Source organism: Streptomyces sp. NPDC101132, assembly GCF_044759225.1.
In the GTDB taxonomy this organism is placed as follows: domain Bacteria; phylum Actinomycetota; class Actinomycetes; order Streptomycetales; family Streptomycetaceae; genus Streptomyces.
Map to the genome: position 1 here is coordinate 324,026 of NZ_JBIVYX010000006.1, position 15,999 is coordinate 340,024.

The window sequence follows — 15,999 nt, forward strand, 5'->3', positions numbered from 1 at the left end:
GCTTGGCATGGTGTCGGCAGCGGCCGGAGGGCCGGAACCGGAGAAGCGCAGCGGCGGACGCTTCGCCGTGGAGTCGCGCCCCGTGGACGGGGCCGTGGTGCTCTCCCTGGCGGGAGAGCTCGACCACGACACGGCCGCGCCCCTGCGCGAGGCCCTGACCGCCGCCCTGCGGACCGGGGCGCCGCGCCTGCTGGTGGACTGCGCGGAGCTGAGCTTCTGCGATTCCACCGGCCTGAACGTGCTGCTGCGCGGCAGACTGGAGGCCGAGGAGGCCGGAGCCCGGCTGGAGCTGGCCGGACTGCCGCGACCGGTGGCACGGATGTTCCGCATCACCGGCGCGGAGCAGGTCTTCCCGGTGCACGCCGACCTGGCGACGGCACTGGCGGACGGACGGGGAGGCAGCGATGAGTGATGTGGACTCTCCCCTGGGCCCACCCCCGGCGGCCCGGCCCGGCGAGCAGACCCGGCGGCTGGTGCTCCGGGGCACGCGGGGCGTCGTCACCCGCTGCCGCGACTTCACCCGCGAGGCGCTCGCCGACTGGCACTGGATCCCGTCGGTCGACGGACCGGCGTACGCCGACCTGCCCCCCGAGCAGGAGGAGCGCTGGGCCGTGGTCGAGGACGTGCTGCTACTGGTCTCCGAGGTGGTCACCAACGCCTGCATGCACGCCGGCGGCCCCAGTGAGCTGGTCCTGCACCACACCCCCGAACGGCTGCGCGTCGAGGTGACGGACGGCAGCCCGGAGCCGCCGCGGCTCCGCCCGGCCGGGGACCCGGCGCTGCCGGGCGGGCACGGACTCGTCGTGCTCCAGCGGCTCTCCCGCGAGTGGGGCTGGCGTCGCGTCGGCAGCGGCAAGACCGTGTGGCTGGAGGTGCCGTCACCGCTGCGGTACGAGGGCGACGGCCACCGGTCGCCCGGCGACCCCGCGGAGGAACCGCACGGGCCGGGCGGTCACCCGGACCGGCCCGGCCGCGGAGACGGCGCGCCCGAGGGCCTCACGGAGCGTCGTCCCGGGGCGGCGGGTCATCCGTCAGCAGGCCGGAACGCAGCGCGCCCAGCGTCCGGCTGAGGAGCCGCGAGACGTGCATCTGGGAGATGCCCAGCCGGGCCCCGATCTCGGCCTGGGTCAGCTCCTCGCCGAAGCGCAGGGCCAGGATCTGCCGGTCCCGCTCCGGGAGCTCGGCGAGCAGCGGCTTCAGCGCCTCCAGGCACTCGATCCGCTCGTACGCCGCCTCCTCCTCGCCCAGTGACCGCTGGACCGTGCCCGGGTCGGCGTCCTCCTGCACCGGGGCGTCCAGTGAGCGGGTGGAGTACGCCTGGGCCGCCCGGCGGCCCTCGGTGAGCTCGTCCTCGCTCACGCCGAGGCGCGCGGCCAGCTCCGCGTCGGTGGGGCCCCTGCCCAGGTCCTGCTCCAGCTCGTCGGAGGCCTTGGCCAGGTCCAGGCGCAGTTCCTGGAGGCGCCGCGGGACCCGTACGGCCCAGCTGGTGTCCCGGAAGAAGCGCTTGATCTCCCCGGTGATGGTCGGCAGGGCGAAGGAGGTGAACTCGGCCCCGCGGTCGACGTCGTAGCGGTTGATCGCCTTGATCAGGCCGACGGTGCCGACCTGGATGATGTCCTCCAGCGGTTCGCTGCGGCCGCGGAACCGGCGGGCCGCGTACTTCACCAGGCTGAGGTTGAGCTCGACGAGGGTGTTGCGGACGTACGAGTACTCGGGCGTGCCCTCCATGAGCGTCGCCAGGCGGCGGAACAGCACCACCGACAGGGTCCGCGCGTCAGCGGTGCTGACCTTCAGCGGATCCTCCGGGATCTCCGCGGACAGTCCGGCGAGGGCTTCCCTCGGGACGTCCTCCCCGGCCGCGGTGCCGGGGCGGGGAGGGAGCGGCTCCTTGACGGAGCGTGGTGCGGCGCTGTGCATGGCGGTCCTCCGACGGGGTCGGCGGTCGGCAGTTCCGACCGGTTTATACCCGGCGTACGGGCCACCGACCCCTTCTCGTGACAAAGTGGAACAGTCGACGTCAAATGAGGTCATTCATGGCTGAATCGGATCGCGCGCTGGAAGAGCTGCTGGCCGGGCTGACAGCCGTCCGCGACGGCGACTTCTCCGTCCGGCTGTCCGAGGACGTGCCGGGGCTGCCCGGCGAGATCGCGGCCGTCTACAACGGCATGGTCGGCCAGCTCTCCCTCGTCACCAGCGAGGTCACCCGGGTGGCACAGGAGGTCGGCGGCCAGGGCCTGCTCGGCGGGCACGCCCACGTACCGCGGGCCGGCGGCGTCTGGCGCGAGCTGACCACCGGCGTCAACAGCATGGCCGACAACCTGACCTCCCAGGTCCGCAACATCTCGCAGATCGCCCAGGCCGTGGCCCGCGGCGACCTCACCCAGAAGATCCGCGTGCAGGCCAGCGGCGAGATCCTGGAGCTGAAGGAGACCATCAACACGATGGTCGAGCGGCTGTCGGCGTTCGCCGAGGAGGTCACCCGCGTCGCCCGCGAGGTCGGCACGGAGGGCAACCTCGGCGGCCAGGCCACCGTCCACGGGGTCTCGGGGACCTGGAAGGACCTCACCGACAACGTGAACTCGATGGCGACCAACCTGACCAACCAGGTGCGCAACATCGCGCAGGTCACCACCGCGGTCGCGCAGGGCGACCTGACGAAGAAGATCGACGTCGACGCCCGCGGCGAGATCCTGGAGCTCAAGACCACCATCAACACCATGGTCGACCAGCTGTCCTCCTTCGCCGCCGAGGTCACCCGGGTCGCCCGCGAGGTCGGCAGCGAGGGGCGGCTGGGCGGCCAGGCCGAGGTCGCGGACGTCTCCGGCACCTGGCGGCGGCTGACCGAGAACGTGAACGAGCTGGCCGGCAACCTCACCCGCCAGGTCCGCGCCATCGCCGAGGTCACCAGCGCCGTCGCCGAGGGCGACCTGACCCGGTCCATCGCCGTGGAGGCCCCGGGCGAGGTCGGCGAGCTGAAGGACAACATCAACGCCATGGTCGAGTCGCTCCGCGCGACCACCCGCGCCAACGAGGAGCAGGACTGGCTCAAGACCAGCCTCGCCCGGGTGTCCAACCAGATCCAGGGCCTGCGGGACCTCCCCGCCGTCGCCGAGCTGATCATGCGGGAGGTGCCGCCGCTGGTCTCCGCCCAGTACGGCAGCTTCTTCCTCGCCCAGCAGGGCCCCGCGGGCACCGAGCTGGTCGCCATCGCCTCGTACGGCCTGCCCGACGACCCCGCGGCCGGTCCCCGCCGCTTCCTGCCGGGCCAGTCGCTGGTCGGACAGGCCGCGCTCGACCGCAGACCGCTCGTCGTGGACGACGTACCGCCCGGCTACGCCACCGTCGCCTCCGGCACCGGCGCCATCGACCCGACCACCCTGATCGTGCTGCCCATCGTGGGCGAGGACCAGGTGCTGGGCGCGCTGGAGCTGGCCGCGCTGCGGCCCTGGAGCCCGGTGCACCGCGACTTCCTGGAGCAGTTCGCCGAGCTGGCCGCGGTCAACGTGAGCTCCCTGATCGCCAACGCCCGCACCGACGAGCTCCTCGACCGCTCCCAGCGCCTCACCGTCGAACTCCGCGCCCGTTCCCAGGAACTCCAGGTCCGCCAGGGCGAACTCCAGCGCAGCAACGCCGAACTGAAGGAGAAGGCGGCCCTGCTGGCCGACCGCAACCGCGACATCGAGCGCAAGAACCTGGAGATCGAGCAGGCCCGCCAGGAGCTGGAGGAACGCGCCCAGCAGCTCTCCCGCACCTCGATGTACAAGTCCGAGTTCCTGGCCAACATGAGCCACGAACTGCGCACCCCGCTCAACAGCCTGCTGATCCTGGCCCAGTTGCTCGCCCAGAACCCCGACGGCAACCTCACGGAGAAGCAGGTCGACTATGCCACCGTGATCCACTCCGCCGGTTCCGACCTGCTCCAGCTGATCAACGACATCCTGGACCTGTCGAAGGTCGAGGCCGGCAAGATGGACGTGCACCCCGAGCCCGTCTCGCTGCGCCGCCTGCTCGACTACGTCGACGCCACCTTCCGCCCGGTGGCCGACGAACGCGGCCTCGACTTCCGCGTCCTGGCCGCGAACGACGTCCCCGACGAGCTGGTCACCGACGAGTCCCGGGTCCGCCAGGTGCTGCGCAACCTGGTCTCCAACGCCCTCAAGTTCACCGAGACCGGCGGTGTCGAACTCGGCGTCGAGGTCACGGACCCCGACGTGGTCCCGGCGGAGCTGCGCGGCGCCGGCCCCCTCCTCGCGTTCACGGTCACCGACACCGGCATCGGCATCCCCCAGGACCGGCTCGACTCGGTCTTCGGCGCCTTCCAGCAGGGCGACGGCACCATCGCCCGGCACTACGGCGGCACCGGGCTCGGCCTCACCATCAGCCGCGAGGTGGCGGTGCTGCTCGGCGGTGCGATCACCGTACGGAGCACCGAGGGCGAGGGCAGCAGGTTCACCCTGTACCTGCCGATGCGCATCGGCAGGGACGCCGCGGAGTGGGCACCCGACGAGTCCGGCACGGCGGCCGAGGACGCGGGCGACGAGACCGGCGCGGCGACCCTGGCGGGACGCACCGTGCTGGTCATCGACGACGACCCGCGCAACGTCTTCGCGCTCACCGAGATCCTGCGCGGTGCCGGGATGGAGGTGCTCAGCTCGGGCAACGGCGAGGCCGGCATCGAGCTGCTGACCGCCCACCGGGAGGTGGAGCTCGTGGTGATGGACCTGATGATGGCCGGGCTCGACGGGTACGCCGCCACCCGCGCGATCCGCGCGATGCCCGAGTTCGCCACGGTGCCGGTCGTGGTCGTGACGGCCAAGGCCATGCCGGACGACCGGGACGAGGCCCTGGCCGCCGGGGCCACCGACTACGTGACCAAGCCGGTGGACCCGGAGCGGCTGCTGGCCGCCGTGCGGACCTGGCTGGCGGTGGACTGAGGTCCCTCCCCCGCCGGACCGAGCCCGAGGTCCCTATCCCGCCGAGCCCAGCCTGAGGTTCCAGCGGCCCGCGCGGCCGCTGAGTTCCGTGGTGGTGCCGGGGCGCGCGTCCAGCCGCCAGAAGACCGCCGGCGGCAGACCGAGGGCGTGCACGACGGCCGCGCGTACGAAGGCCTGCTCGGCCTGCACGCGGTGCGGCCCCGGTGCCAGTCCGGCCAGCCACTCCCCGGCGCGGGCGACCAGTTCCACGACGGATTCGCCGCCGGGCGGCGCGTACGCCGGGTCGGTGAGCCAGCGGTGCACGGCGGCCGGGTCCTCGGCGGCCACCTCGTCCAGCGTGCGGCCGGCCCAGGCCCCCGTACGGAGTCCGAACGCGCCTCCGGCGCCGAACCGCCCCCGGCCCGCGTCGCCGTCCAGGGGCGGGGTGACCAGGCGAACTCGTACCGATGGGGGGTTCATAAGCGGAGCATAAACGCGGTACGGTCTCGGACGACATGACGACGGTATGACGGAAGCACCGGTGAGAATCCGGCACGGTCGCGCCACTGTGAACCCCCTCCCCCGGGCGGGGCAAGTCAGACCCGTAGCCGTCGTTGAGTGCACCACTGACCGGGACGCGTGTTCCCTCTGGAGGTACTGCCATGGCTCAGACCGCCGTGCCCGCGACGACCGAAGTCGCCCCCATCGCCCCCATCTCGCTGAAGACGCTGGCCCCTTGGGCCGTCTTCTTCGGCGTCGTGATGCTGGTCCTGCTCTACTTCGTCGGTGCCGAGCAGGGCGCCACCTCCGTCATGCAGGGCGAGACCATCCACGAGTGGCTGCACGACGGCCGCCACCTGCTCGGCTTCCCCTGCCACTGATCCACGGCGAGGAACCGATCGTGAACTCTGTCTCCGTACGGGCCCTGCTGGTCCGCGGAATGCTGGCGGGGCTGGTGGCGGGCGTGCTCGCGATGCTGGTCTCGTACTTCCTCGGCGAGTCGAAGGTCGACGCCGCCATCGCCATCGAGGAGGCCGGCGCCCACGCGGCGGCGGCCGGCCACGCCCACGAGCACGCCGAGGAGGTCGTCAGCCGCGCCCTGCAGTCCACGGCCGGCCTGGCCACCGGGGTCGTGCTCTACGGCGTGGCGCTGGGCGGCATCGCGGCGCTGGTCTTCTGCTTCGTCCTGGGCCGCATCGGGCGGTTCGGGGCGCGGGCGACCGCCGCGCTGGTGACGGCCGGGGCCTTCGTGGCCGTGACGCTCGTGCCGTTCTTCAAGTACCCCGCCAACCCCCCGGCCGTCGGCGACCCCGACACCGCCGGGAAGCGCACCGTGCTCTACCTGCTGATGATCGCGCTGAGCGTGCTGCTGTCGGCCGGTGCGGTGATCCTGGGGCGCCGGCTGGCACCCGGGCTCGGCAACTGGAACGCCTCCGTCGCCGCGGGCGTGTTCTTCGTGGCCGCGATCTCCCTGGCGTACGCGTTCCTGCCCGCCGTCAACGAGGTGCCCGCGGACTTCCCGGCCACCCTGATCTGGCAGTTCAGGCTCGCCTCCCTGGCGATCCAGGCCACGCTGTGGGCCGCCTTCGGCGTGGTCTTCGGCATCCTCGCCGAGCGGGTGCTGGAGCCCGCGCCGGCCGTCCCGGCCGGGACCTCCGCCGGCGATTCCGCCGCAACTGCCGCCTGAGGATCTCTTTCTGCCTCCTCAGGACTACTTCACACGCTGCCCCTTCGGGTACAACGGCCCTGTCACAAGGGCGAGTTATCCGGGGGGCGGCGCCGTGAACGAACCTGTCACGCGACAGCGGGTCTGGTACTGGTACGGCTGGACGGGCTCCGCGCCGTTCTGGCTCAACGCGTTATTGCTGGGGCTCGTGCCCTTCCTGCACGTGCTGCTGGTTCCGCAGATAGCGATCATCACCACCCTGGCCGCGCTGGGCGGACTCGTACGCCAGCTGGTCTTCCACGACTACGGCCACGCCGGGCTGCACCTGGCCGCGCTGGTGCTGGGCGCGCACGCCGTGGTCCTGGGTTTCATGGTCAGCACGTAGAGGCACCGGGCGGGTCGGTCAGCCCGCCGTGTGCGGTGCGGTGCGTACGACGGCCTGGTCGCCCCGCGGACCGAACAGGTGCAGGATCTCCACCGCCTCCCGGCCCGCCGGGCCGAACCAGTGCGGCTCCCCCGTGTCGAACTCCGCCACCTCGCCGGGCCGCAGCGTGAACTCGGCGCCGCCCAGGACCAGCCGCAGCTCCCCCGCCAGGACGTACAGCCACTCGTAGCCGTCGTGCGTCACCAGCTTCGGCTCCCGGGGGGCCAGCACCTGCTTGAACACCTGCACCCGGCCCGGGTACTGGGTGAGCGGCACCAGGACGCTGCCCGAGCCGCGGCGCAGCGGGCGCAGGTGCACCCGGGGGTCGCCGCTGGCCGGCGCGGCCACCAGCTGGTCGAGCGCCACGCGGTGGGCCCGGGCGAGCGGGATCAGCAGGTCGAGGGTGGGGCGCCGCTTCCCGGACTCCAGCCGGGAGAGCGTGCTCACCGAGAGCCCGGTCGTCGCGGCGAGCGCCTCCAGGGTCAGCCCGCGGTCCCGGCGCAGGGTGCGCAGCCGGGGGCCGATGCCGTCGAGTACCCGCTCAAGCTCCTCGTCCACGGCCCCATTGTGGGGGCCGTCCGGCCGGCCGGCCGGGGTGGCTTTGCGGTTTCCGCAAAGCGGCTCGGCGGGTGCGGCCGTCCGGGCGGAGCCTGGCGGGCGGACGACGAACCCGGAGCCGAGAGGCGGAGCGCAGCCATGACGACCCATCCTTCCGGGCCCGCGAGCGGGCCCACGCCCGGGCCGGTGACCGCGGCGGCCGAGGCCGCGGCGCCCGGGGCCCCCGCCCCCTCCCCCTCCCCCGCGCCCGCGCCCGCGCCCGGCGCCCCGGCCGCAGCCGCCGGGCCGGTCCTGGGCAGGCGCGGCCGGTGGACCGTGCTGGCGGTCTGCTGCCTGAGCATGTTCCTGGTGGGCCTGGACACCACCATCGTCAACGTGGGCCTGCCGGCGATCGGCGCGGGCCTGGCGATGGACACCCGGGGCCTCGAATGGACCGTGGACGCCTACACCCTCGTACTGGCGAGCCTGCTGATCTCCTCCGGCGCGCTGGCGGACCGGTTCGGCCGCCGCCGGGTGTTCCGGCTCGGGCTCACCGTCTTCGGCGCCGCCTCGCTGCTGTGCGCGGCGGCCCCCTCGGCCGGGCTGCTGGTCGCGGGCCGTGCGGTGCAGGGTGTCGGCGCGTCGATGCTCAGTCCGGTGGCGCTCGCGATCGTGGTGAACGCGATGCCCGACCCGAGGGAGCGGGCGCAGGCCATCGGCGTGTGGGCCTCGGTGTTCGGGCTCAGCATGGCCGCGGGGCCCGTCACGGGCGGTGCGCTCGTCGAAGCGCTCGGCTGGCGTGCGGTGTTCTGGGTGAACGCCCCGGTGGTCGCGGTGGCGCTGCTGCTGAGCGTGTTCTTCGTGCCGGAGTCGCGGGCGGCGCGGGCCCGGCGGCCCGACCTCTTGGGGCAGGTGCTGCTGGTCCTGCTGGTCGGGGCGGTGGTCGGCGCCCTGATCGAGGGGCCTCACCTCGGCTGGACCTCCCCTGTGGTCCTGGGGCTGTACGTGCTGGCCGCCGGGGCCGGGGCCGCCTTCGTACGGGTGGCGTCCCGGCGGCCGGAGCCGTTGGTGGACCTGGCGCTCTTCCGGCGGCCGGTGTTCGCGGGCGCGGTGCTGGGGGCGGTGGCGGTGTTCACCGCCTTGGGCGTGGCGCTGCTGCTGACCACCCTGTACCTCCAGGGGGCGCGGGGGTGGACGCCGACGGCCGCGGGGGCGGCGACGCTGCCCATGGCGCTGGGGGCGACCGTGTGCGCGCCCCTGTCGGGCCGGCTGACCGGGCGCCGGGGGCCCCGGCTGCCGCTCGCGCTGGCCGGCGGCTTCCTCGCGGCCGGCGGGCTGTGCCTGGCGGTGCTGCCGGACGGCGCCGGGGTGCCGCCGCTGCTGGTGGCGTACGGGCTGGTCGGCACCGGCTTCGGCTTCGCCAACGCCCCGATCACCAACACCGCGGTGAGCGGTCTGCCGCCGGACCGGGCGGGGGTGGCCGGCGCGATCACGTCCACCGCGCGCCAGCTGGGTTCCGCGGTCGGCGTCGCGGTCGCGGGCGGTCTGGTGGCGTCCGCCGCCCCTGCCGGACTGGCCGCGGCCTCGCGCCCCGGCTGGGCCCTGGTCACCGCCTGCGGGGCCCTGCTGCTCGGCCTGGCGTACACGACGGCCCGCCGGCCGCGGTGAACCCGCCGGCCCGCGCGACACGCCCGGCCGCGGCGCGGGAGCCCGATCACCCGAACGGCCGCAGGTGACGGGCCCGTCGCGCCGGGCGGCCGCGGGTGGCCCCCACTGCGGTGGCGCACCCGGCCCCTGCCGGCCCGCTCCGGGCGACACGGCCAACGTCCGCTGTTCCGGCGGGTGGTGGCGGACGGGCCCGGATCCCCTCGTCTCGGGCCGCGTCGGCCGGCCGCGGCGCCCCCTGGCCGCCGCCGGCAGCTGCCCAACCGGACGCGTCCCGTCCCCCCATCGGGGGTTTCCGGGCCACGTCGGGCACGGGAGCCGAGCGGCGCGGGAAGCTCCTGTGCATGAGCGGGACGCGGTACGCGCTGACGAAGGCCGTGGTGGCGGTCTGCCTCGTGCTGCTCGCGCTGCTCGGCGGCGGCACCCCCGCCACCGCCGCCCCCGCCGGCTCGTGCCCGGGGGCTCCCGCGGTTCCCTCGGGTCCCGCGGCACCGGCGGCACCGGCGGCACCGGCCGCCCCGGCACCGCCCGCCGCCCCGGCCCCGGCCGAGGCCCCCGGTACACCCGGCGGTCCCGGCGGTCCCGGCGAGGGTTCCGGCGAGCCGGTGCCCTGGGACACGGAACTCCGCGTCGCGGTGCGCCAGTCCGCACGCGGTACGGAGCCGAGGGCGCCCGCCGGCCGGACGCCCGGCGGCACCGCCGCCCCGGAGCCGCCGGCCGGCGGCCCGCTCGGCGCGCGGTCGTCCGTGTCCGGGCCCGGCGGATCCCTGCTCACGGTGAGGTGCGTGGTCCTGCGCTGCTGACGGCACCGGCGTCGGAAGCGAGTACCCCCGTCACCCCCCACACCGTGAGGACGTCCGCCATGCCCTTCGACCCCTTCGCGGCGCTCAACGCCATGCTGCGCGCGGAAGCCGCCCGCTCCACGCCCCGGCCGCCGGCCCCCGCCGGAACCTCCCCCGAGCCCGAGCCGCGCCCCGCGGCCGGGACCCGCCGGGACCCGGGGGAGCGCGGGACCGCGCCGCAGGACTGACCCGTACGCGGGAACCGGCAGCAAAGAGCGCCGGTTCCCGCGCCCTCGGCAACGGAGAGTGGTCATGTGTGAGGTTCGACCACGGGGCGCGGGAACCGGCGCCTGCAACCATGCTGCGCCGGGCGGGCCGGCCGGGGCATCGGGCTTTCGTCCCGACCCGGGCGGCCGAAAGTACGGGCTTACGGCTCGTGCTGGTAGAACCAGTAGAAGGCGCCGACGCCGACGCCGAGGGCCACCGCCAGAGCGATCACGACCGTGCGCCAGATGCTGTCGCCGGTGAGGCTGTAGAGGTAGCCGGTCGAGATGCCGGCGAACGCGAACCACAGGCCGGCCCGGACCTCCCGCATCACGTTCCCGCCGTACCTGAGCAGCAGGAACATCAGGCCGGCGAACAGGACCCCGCACAGGATCCCGTAGAAGACGTTGGCCGCGTCCACGGGACCCGTGTCGCGCTTCATGAACGCTGCGTAGATCCCGTACACGAGACCGCACAGCAGCGGACCCAGCCAGGTCCCGGTGTGGATCTCACTCATCGTGCCCATGTGCCGCCTGGCGGCGCTGGGTGCGGCATGTGCCATCGCGGGCTCCTTTCGCCGGCCCCCGGCCTCCCCCACCCTCAAGGGCACACCCGCGCCCCGGGACCGGCAAGTGGATCTCCGTCACCCGTGCGCAGCAGCCCCGGTCGCGCCACGCCCGGGGCCGGCGTTCCCTGGTGCCGTGCGGACTCGGGCGACGGCGGTGCGGGCGGTGTGGAGCGCGGTGGTGATCGCGCTGCTCGCCGTGCTCGTACCGCTGGGCGCCGTGGCGGTCTGGGCGGACCGGGTGCTCGGCGACGAGGAGGAGTACGTCGTCGTCATGGCCCCGCTCGCGGACGACGGCGCGGTACGCGGCGCCGTGGCCCGGGGAGCCGCTTCGGCGCTGGCCCGGCAGATCGACGCGGGGCCCGTCGAGGCCGGCGCGGAACGGCTGCTGGGCGAGGCGACCTCCTCCTTCGTCGGCACCGAGGCGTTCCGCACGGCGTGGAACGCGGCCAACCGGGCCGCGCACACCGCCTTCACGGACGCCCTCGACGGGGGCACGGGCGACACCGTCACCGTCGACCTCGCGCCGGTCGTCGCGGAGGTGAAGGCGGACCTCACGGCCGACGGGGTGCCGTTCGTCGACCGCATCCCGGTCGCCCGCACCGCGGTCACGGTCATGGAGTACGAGAACCTCGGCACGCTCAGGAAGGGCTTCCACGTGCTCCAGGACGCCGGAGTCCGGCTCCCCGCCGTCACCCTGCTGCTGCTCGGCGCCGCGGTCGTCCTCGCCCGGCGGCGCCGGGCCCTGCTCGTGGCGGCCGGGACCGGTCTCGCGGCCGGCGGCCTCCTGCTGGCGGGGGCCGTGTCCGTGTGCCGCCGGCTGACCCTGGACGACCTGCCGGCCGACGTCGACCGGGCGGCCGCGGGAGTGGTGTACGACGCGCTGACGGCCTTTCTGCGGACCGGCGCCTGGGTGGTGCTGGGGGCCGGGCTGGTCCTCGCGCTCGGGGCCTGGCTGTCCGGGCGGCTGCCCTCCCGGGAGCGGGGACGGATTTTCCCAAGGGTGTCCGGAAGGGTCCCGCATACCCCATAAGCTCGGTTGTGTTGAGAGAAGGAACGATTCGCGAGCTGCGCTACGGAAGCGGAATGAGCACGGAACAGGCACGGCCCGAACGCTCCACACCCCACGCCCTGGCCCCGCCCTCCTGGCTGCTGGAGGGGCTGCGGCCCAGCTCCGCCCCCATCCCCTGGGCGGCCGTCGTCCGGGCGGCCGTCGCCCTGGCCGTCCCGCTGGCCGTCGGATTCGCGCTGGACGAGCCCGAGTACGGCGCGCTGGTCTCGATGGGCGCCCTGTCCGGGGTGATGGCCGACACCGCGGACGCCTACCGGATGCGGGTCTACAACATCGCCGTACCGCAGCTGTTCGGCGCGGTGGGCGTCGCGCTCGGCACCCTGGTCTACGGGCACGGCTGGCTGGCGGTGGCCGTCCTGACGCTGGTCGCGCTGGTCTCCGGGATGATCTCGTCGATCGGCCAGGTGGCCTCCGTCTCCGGCCTGCTGCTCCTGCTCAACGCCGTGGTGGGGGCCGGCCTCGCGATGCCCCGGCCCTGGTGGATCGCGCCGGTGCTGCTGTCCGCGGGCGGCCTGTTCGTGCTGCTGCTGTCCCTGCTGGGGTGGCCGGTGCGGGGCCGGGCGCCGGAGCGGGCGGCGGTGGCGGCGACGTACCGGGCGCTGGCGGACGCGCTGGAGGCCGCGGGGACGCCCGGGCCCGGGTACGAGGAACGGCGCCAGGCCGTCACCCAGGCCCTGAACCACGCCTACGACCTGGTGCTGGCCCGACGGGCCCGGGTGCACGGGCGCAGTCCCTCGCTGGTGCGGATGCTGGCCCAGCTCAACGTGATCATCCCGATGGTCGAGGCCGCCCCGGTCGCGCACCAGCGCGGCAGGCCGCTGCCGCCCGAGATCCCGGCCGCGGTGCGCGAACTCGCCGACGCCGTCGAGGAGGAACGCACCGGCACCGGAGAACTCGACCTGGGACTCCCCGCCCCCTCGGGGCCCTCCGAGCGGGCCATCGAGTCGGCCCTGCGCCACGCGGCGGCCATCGTGCACGCCCCCGACCCCGACCCGTACCACGTCGACGACCGGCTCGGCCGCCCCGCCGCCCTGCGCACCAGGGCCCGGCACGCGGTGCGGGACGTGATGCTGTCCGGCGACTCCTGGCGCTACGGGCTGCGGCTCGCCCTGTGCATCGGGCTGGCCCAGTCCCTGGTCTCCCTGGTCGAGGTGGAGCGCTCGTACTGGGTGGCGCTCACCGTCACCTTCGTCCTCAAGCCGGACTTCGGCTCCGTCTTCTCCCGGGCCGTGCTGCGCGCCGTGGGCACGGCCGTGGGCCTGGTGCTGGCCGCGGGGGTGCTCGGCGAGGTGCCGCGCGGCTGGTGGGACGTGCCCGTGATGCTGGTGCTCGGCGCCCTGATCCCGGCCTTCTCGGCCAAGGGGTACGCCTTCCAGACCGCCGCCATCACGCCGGTGATCCTGCTGCTCTCCGACCTGCTCAACCACCAGGGCTTCGACCTGATCAGGCCCCGGCTGACGGACAGCCTGATCGGCTGCGCGATCGCCCTGGTCGCGGGCTACCTGCTGTGGCCGGAGAGCTGGCGGACCCGGATCGGCGACCGGCTGGCCGACGCGGTCGACGACGCCGCCCGGTACGTCGAGCGGTCGTTCCGTACGGACCTCGGCGACGACCCGGAGGCGCTGCGGGCCGCCCGGGTGGCGCGGATCCAGGCCCGCCGGCGGATCTACCGCGACCTGTCCTCCGTACGGTCGGAGTTCCAGCGGGCCCTGACCGAGCCGCCGCCCGCCGGCACGCGGGCGGCCGCCTGGTGGCCGCTGGTGGTGGCCGTGGAGCGGATCGTGGACGCCACCACCGCCGCCCGGGTGCGGGTCAACCACGGGGCCGAACCGCCCCGTCCCGAGGAGGTGGAGCGGATCGCCGCACACCTGCGGGAGCTGGCCTCGGAGGTGCGGGACGACCTGGCGGCGCTCCCGGTCCGGCCGCGCCCGGAGGACTCCGACGAGGAGGGCGTGCTGGGACCGCTCCGCCAGGAGGTCGTGGCCGCCCGGGCGATCGCCTCGGACCAGGTCTGAGCGCCGGGTCCCCCGAACGGGCCCGTCACCCACGCCCGGCCCGCGCGGCCGGGGGACCATCGGAACATGTGGCACCCCAGTGAGCGCGTCCTCGGCCCGGTGCTTCCGGCCGTGCTGCTGGCCGTGCCGCTGTCCCTGGCCCTGGCGGGATGTGCCGACGAGTCCGGGCTCCGCAGCCGGGGCAACCTCGGGGAGGTGCACGCGCCGGAGAGCCTGTGGACCGACATCCACCCCTCGCCCCCGGCCCCCGGTGAGCGTCCGGGGCGGCCGGCCGCCGTGCCGGGCCTGCCGCGGGTGCCGGGCGGCGACATGCGGGGCACGGACGTGCTGCGGGTGGTGCGGGCCGACATCGGCTCAGCGACCCGGGAGGACGGGGGCACCGGACGGCTGGTGGACCCCCGGGCGGTGCAGCGGCTGGCGCTCTGCCCCGAGAGCGGGAACCCGGACGAGGGCTGCCCGGTGCGCCGGGCGGTCTTCCACGACCTCACCGGCGACGGCAAGGACGAGCTGATCACGGCCGTGGACGTGGACGGGCGGCTGAGCGAGCTGCGCGTCTACACCGTCCGGGACGGCCGGGTGACGCGCGTGCTGTCCCGGCGCGCGGTGCTGGAGGGGGTCGAGGTCGCCGCCGAGCACCTCGCCGTCCGGGAGCCGACCTCCAACCCGGACCTCGTCTCCATCTCCGACTACGTCTGGGAGCCCGAGAGCGGCAGCATGGCCCTGTCCCAGCTGACCCTCGACGAGTGCCGCCTGCTCAAGGAGGCGTCCACGCCCTGCCCGCCGAGCGAGATCTGAGCGGGGCGGCCCATGTGGACCAGCCTGCGCTGGAAGATCGCCGCGACGACCACGGCGGTGTGCTGCGCCGTCGCGGCCGTCCTCGGGATCCTCGTGCACAACGTCGTCGCCCGGCAGATCTCCGGGGAGGTGCGCAAGGAGGTCGACGAGAAGCTGGAACACGCCATGGGCCACTATCAGTACGGCACCACCCACGGCGACGTGAACAGCTCCCTCGACCCGCCGGACCTGCCCCGCGACCTCGCCGAGCTGGTCGCGCGCGGGGAGACCGGAAGCATGGTCGGCACGGCCGGCGGCAAGCCGGTGATGTGGGCGGCCACCCCGGCCGACGGCAGACCGCTGGCCGTCTGGGTGCCGTACGGGGAGACGCGGGACCGGCTGAACTCCGTCGACGCCGCCATCCTCGCCTCGGCCGCGCTGGCCGCCGGGCTGGTCGCGCTGGCCGGCCTCTTCCTCGCCGACCGGATCAGCCGCCGGCTGGCACTGACCGCGGCGGTGGCCCGCCGGATCACCGAGGGCGACCTGGACGCGCGGGCCGGCTTCCCGACGGACGGCACCCGGCGGCACCGGGACGAGGTGCGGGACGTGGCGGTCGCGCTGGACTCGATGGCCGAGGCGCTGAAGGACCGTCTGGAGGCGGAGAAGAGGTTCACCGCCGACGTGGCGCACGAGCTGCGCACCCCGCTGACCGGTTCGATCGCCGCGGCGGGGCTGCTGCCCGAGGGCCGGCCCAAGGAGATGATCCAGGACCGGCTGCGGGCCCTGCACGGGCTCACCGAGGACCTGCTGGAGATCTCCCGGCTGGACGCGGGCGTCGAGCAGGCGGACCTGGCGCGGATCCAGCTCGGGGCCACCGTCACCCGGATCGTGGCCGGCTCCCGGCTCGACGCCGAGGTCAGGGTGGTGCGCGAGGCCGTGGTGCTCACCGACCGGCGGCGGCTCGACCGGATCCTGGTCAACCTGATCGTGAACGCCCACAAGCACGGGGCACCGCCGGTCGTGGTCACGGTGACCGGTCCGGTGGTCGAGGTCCGCGACCACGGGCCGGGCTATCCGAGCGACCTCGTGGACCGGGGGCCGCAGCGCTTCCGCACCGGGGACCCGGGCCGCGGGAAGGGGCACGGGCTGGGCCTGACCATCGTGGCGGGCCAGGCGGCCGTCCTGGAGATCGGGCTGGACTTCGCCAACGCACCGGACGGCGGCGCGGTGACCACCCTGCGGCTGCCGGCCCGGGTGCCGCCCGACGGGAGCTGAGCCGGGGTGTGTTTCACGTGAAACACACCCCGGCCCACCCCTCAACT

At 74.7% G+C, this 15,999-nt stretch carries 17 protein-coding genes; 13 read left to right on the top strand and 4 right to left on the bottom strand.

Annotation, left to right across the window (positions count from 1 at the left end; genetic code table 11):
* Window positions 1–7: 7 nt before the first annotated feature.
* Both ACIQUR_RS16765 and ACIQUR_RS16770 read left to right on the top strand, forming a co-directional pair.
* The gene (locus ACIQUR_RS16765; protein ID WP_403664615.1) at window positions 8–412 is read left to right on the top strand and encodes an STAS domain-containing protein; all 405 of its coding nucleotides are present in this window, start codon (window positions 8–10) and stop codon (window positions 410–412) included.
* Entirely contained in the window at window positions 405–1,070 is a 666-nt protein-coding gene (locus ACIQUR_RS16770; protein WP_403664617.1) for an ATP-binding protein, read from the top strand. The genes ACIQUR_RS16765 and ACIQUR_RS16770 overlap by 8 nt, the downstream gene beginning before the upstream one ends.
* Here the strand turns inward: ACIQUR_RS16770 and ACIQUR_RS16775 are convergent.
* Window positions 997–1,917: an RNA polymerase sigma factor SigF gene (locus ACIQUR_RS16775; protein ID WP_403664619.1), complete on the bottom strand. Its 921-nt coding sequence runs from the start codon at window positions 1,915–1,917 to the stop codon at window positions 997–999. The two genes, ACIQUR_RS16770 and ACIQUR_RS16775, sit on opposite strands and share 74 nt — an antisense overlap.
* A gap of 104 nt (window positions 1,918–2,021) precedes the next feature.
* On the opposite strand from ACIQUR_RS16775, the gene ACIQUR_RS16780 reads away from it, so the two are divergent.
* Window positions 2,022–4,934 carry a HAMP domain-containing protein gene (locus ACIQUR_RS16780; protein WP_403664621.1) on the top strand — a complete coding sequence of 971 codons (2,913 nt, stop codon included), beginning with the start codon at window positions 2,022–2,024 and terminating at the stop codon, window positions 4,932–4,934.
* Window positions 4,935–4,967: 33 nt separating this feature from the next.
* On the opposite strand, the gene ACIQUR_RS16785 is transcribed toward ACIQUR_RS16780, so the two are convergent.
* Window positions 4,968–5,393 (bottom strand): histidine phosphatase family protein, encoded by a 426-nt coding sequence (locus ACIQUR_RS16785; RefSeq protein ID WP_403664623.1) that lies wholly within the window; start codon window positions 5,391–5,393, stop codon window positions 4,968–4,970.
* 182 nt (window positions 5,394–5,575) lie between these two features.
* On the opposite strand from ACIQUR_RS16785, the gene ACIQUR_RS16790 reads away from it, so the two are divergent.
* From ACIQUR_RS16790 to ACIQUR_RS16800, 3 genes are all read left to right on the top strand, one after another.
* Window positions 5,576–5,794, top strand: a complete 219-nt coding sequence (locus tag ACIQUR_RS16790) for a CbtB-domain containing protein (RefSeq protein ID WP_399943729.1) — start codon at window positions 5,576–5,578, stop codon at window positions 5,792–5,794.
* Between the two features lie 20 nt (window positions 5,795–5,814).
* Window positions 5,815–6,600 carry a CbtA family protein gene (locus tag ACIQUR_RS16795; protein WP_403664625.1) on the top strand — a complete coding sequence of 262 codons (786 nt, stop codon included), beginning with the start codon at window positions 5,815–5,817 and terminating at the stop codon, window positions 6,598–6,600.
* Between the two features lie 187 nt (window positions 6,601–6,787).
* A complete protein-coding gene (locus tag ACIQUR_RS16800; RefSeq protein ID WP_399943734.1) occupies window positions 6,788–6,964 on the top strand; it encodes a hypothetical protein in 177 nt (58 codons plus the stop codon).
* An 18-nt stretch (window positions 6,965–6,982) separates the two neighbouring features.
* On the opposite strand, the gene ACIQUR_RS16805 is transcribed toward ACIQUR_RS16800, so the two are convergent.
* The gene (locus ACIQUR_RS16805; RefSeq protein WP_403664627.1) at window positions 6,983–7,561 is read right to left on the bottom strand and encodes a helix-turn-helix domain-containing protein; all 579 of its coding nucleotides are present in this window, start codon (window positions 7,559–7,561) and stop codon (window positions 6,983–6,985) included.
* A 138-nt stretch (window positions 7,562–7,699) separates the two neighbouring features.
* On the opposite strand from ACIQUR_RS16805, the gene ACIQUR_RS16810 reads away from it, so the two are divergent.
* The 3 genes from ACIQUR_RS16810 (at window position 7,700) to ACIQUR_RS16820 (ending at window position 10,235) form a co-directional block, all read left to right on the top strand.
* Window positions 7,700–9,208, top strand: a complete 1,509-nt coding sequence (locus ACIQUR_RS16810) for an MFS transporter (RefSeq protein ID WP_403664629.1) — start codon at window positions 7,700–7,702, stop codon at window positions 9,206–9,208.
* Between the two features lie 341 nt (window positions 9,209–9,549).
* The gene (locus ACIQUR_RS16815) at window positions 9,550–10,008 is read left to right on the top strand and encodes a hypothetical protein (protein WP_403664631.1); all 459 of its coding nucleotides are present in this window, start codon (window positions 9,550–9,552) and stop codon (window positions 10,006–10,008) included.
* Window positions 10,009–10,067: 59 nt separating this feature from the next.
* On the top strand, window positions 10,068–10,235 hold the full coding sequence (locus ACIQUR_RS16820) for a hypothetical protein (RefSeq protein WP_403664633.1): 168 nt from the start codon (window positions 10,068–10,070) through the stop codon (window positions 10,233–10,235).
* 179 nt (window positions 10,236–10,414) lie between these two features.
* On the opposite strand, the gene ACIQUR_RS16825 is transcribed toward ACIQUR_RS16820, so the two are convergent.
* On the bottom strand, window positions 10,415–10,813 hold the full coding sequence (locus ACIQUR_RS16825) for a hypothetical protein (protein WP_403664635.1): 399 nt from the start codon (window positions 10,811–10,813) through the stop codon (window positions 10,415–10,417).
* A 139-nt stretch (window positions 10,814–10,952) separates the two neighbouring features.
* Here ACIQUR_RS16825 and ACIQUR_RS16830 point away from each other — a divergent pair, with 139 nt between their 5' ends.
* The 4 genes from ACIQUR_RS16830 (at window position 10,953) to ACIQUR_RS16845 (ending at window position 15,952) form a co-directional block, all read left to right on the top strand.
* Window positions 10,953–11,849, top strand: a complete 897-nt coding sequence (locus tag ACIQUR_RS16830; RefSeq protein WP_403664637.1) for a hypothetical protein — start codon at window positions 10,953–10,955, stop codon at window positions 11,847–11,849.
* Between the two features lie 53 nt (window positions 11,850–11,902).
* Window positions 11,903–13,903: an FUSC family protein gene (locus tag ACIQUR_RS16835; RefSeq protein ID WP_403664639.1), complete on the top strand. Its 2,001-nt coding sequence runs from the start codon at window positions 11,903–11,905 to the stop codon at window positions 13,901–13,903.
* A gap of 66 nt (window positions 13,904–13,969) precedes the next feature.
* Window positions 13,970–14,698, top strand: coding sequence for a hypothetical protein (locus ACIQUR_RS16840; RefSeq protein ID WP_403664641.1), 729 nt, complete (start codon window positions 13,970–13,972; stop codon window positions 14,696–14,698).
* Between the two features lie 12 nt (window positions 14,699–14,710).
* Complete coding sequence (locus ACIQUR_RS16845) at window positions 14,711–15,952, top strand: sensor histidine kinase (RefSeq protein ID WP_403664643.1); 1,242 nt, start codon at window positions 14,711–14,713, stop codon at window positions 15,950–15,952.
* The last annotated feature ends 47 nt before the right edge of the window (window positions 15,953–15,999 follow it).

Bases quoted from the DNA above. Each gene is read 5' to 3' on its own strand.
- ACIQUR_RS16765 (WP_403664615.1), top strand. From the start codon at position 8: ATGGTGTCGGCAGCGGCCGGAGGGCCGGAACCGGAGAAGCGCAGCGGC.
- ACIQUR_RS16770 (WP_403664617.1), top strand. From the start codon at position 405: ATGAGTGATGTGGACTCTCCCCTGGGCCCACCCCCGGCGGCCCGGCCC.
- ACIQUR_RS16775 (WP_403664619.1), bottom strand. From the start codon at position 1,917: ATGCACAGCGCCGCACCACGCTCCGTCAAGGAGCCGCTCCCTCCCCGC.
- ACIQUR_RS16780 (WP_403664621.1), top strand. From the start codon at position 2,022: ATGAGGTCATTCATGGCTGAATCGGATCGCGCGCTGGAAGAGCTGCTG.
- ACIQUR_RS16785 (WP_403664623.1), bottom strand. From the start codon at position 5,393: ATGAACCCCCCATCGGTACGAGTTCGCCTGGTCACCCCGCCCCTGGAC.
- ACIQUR_RS16790 (WP_399943729.1), top strand. From the start codon at position 5,576: ATGGCTCAGACCGCCGTGCCCGCGACGACCGAAGTCGCCCCCATCGCC.
- ACIQUR_RS16810 (WP_403664629.1), top strand. From the start codon at position 7,700: ATGACGACCCATCCTTCCGGGCCCGCGAGCGGGCCCACGCCCGGGCCG.
- ACIQUR_RS16815 (WP_403664631.1), top strand. From the start codon at position 9,550: ATGAGCGGGACGCGGTACGCGCTGACGAAGGCCGTGGTGGCGGTCTGC.
- ACIQUR_RS16820 (WP_403664633.1), top strand. From the start codon at position 10,068: ATGCCCTTCGACCCCTTCGCGGCGCTCAACGCCATGCTGCGCGCGGAA.
- ACIQUR_RS16825 (WP_403664635.1), bottom strand. From the start codon at position 10,813: ATGGCACATGCCGCACCCAGCGCCGCCAGGCGGCACATGGGCACGATG.
- ACIQUR_RS16835 (WP_403664639.1), top strand. From the start codon at position 11,903: ATGAGCACGGAACAGGCACGGCCCGAACGCTCCACACCCCACGCCCTG.
- ACIQUR_RS16840 (WP_403664641.1), top strand. From the start codon at position 13,970: ATGTGGCACCCCAGTGAGCGCGTCCTCGGCCCGGTGCTTCCGGCCGTG.
- ACIQUR_RS16845 (WP_403664643.1), top strand. From the start codon at position 14,711: ATGTGGACCAGCCTGCGCTGGAAGATCGCCGCGACGACCACGGCGGTG.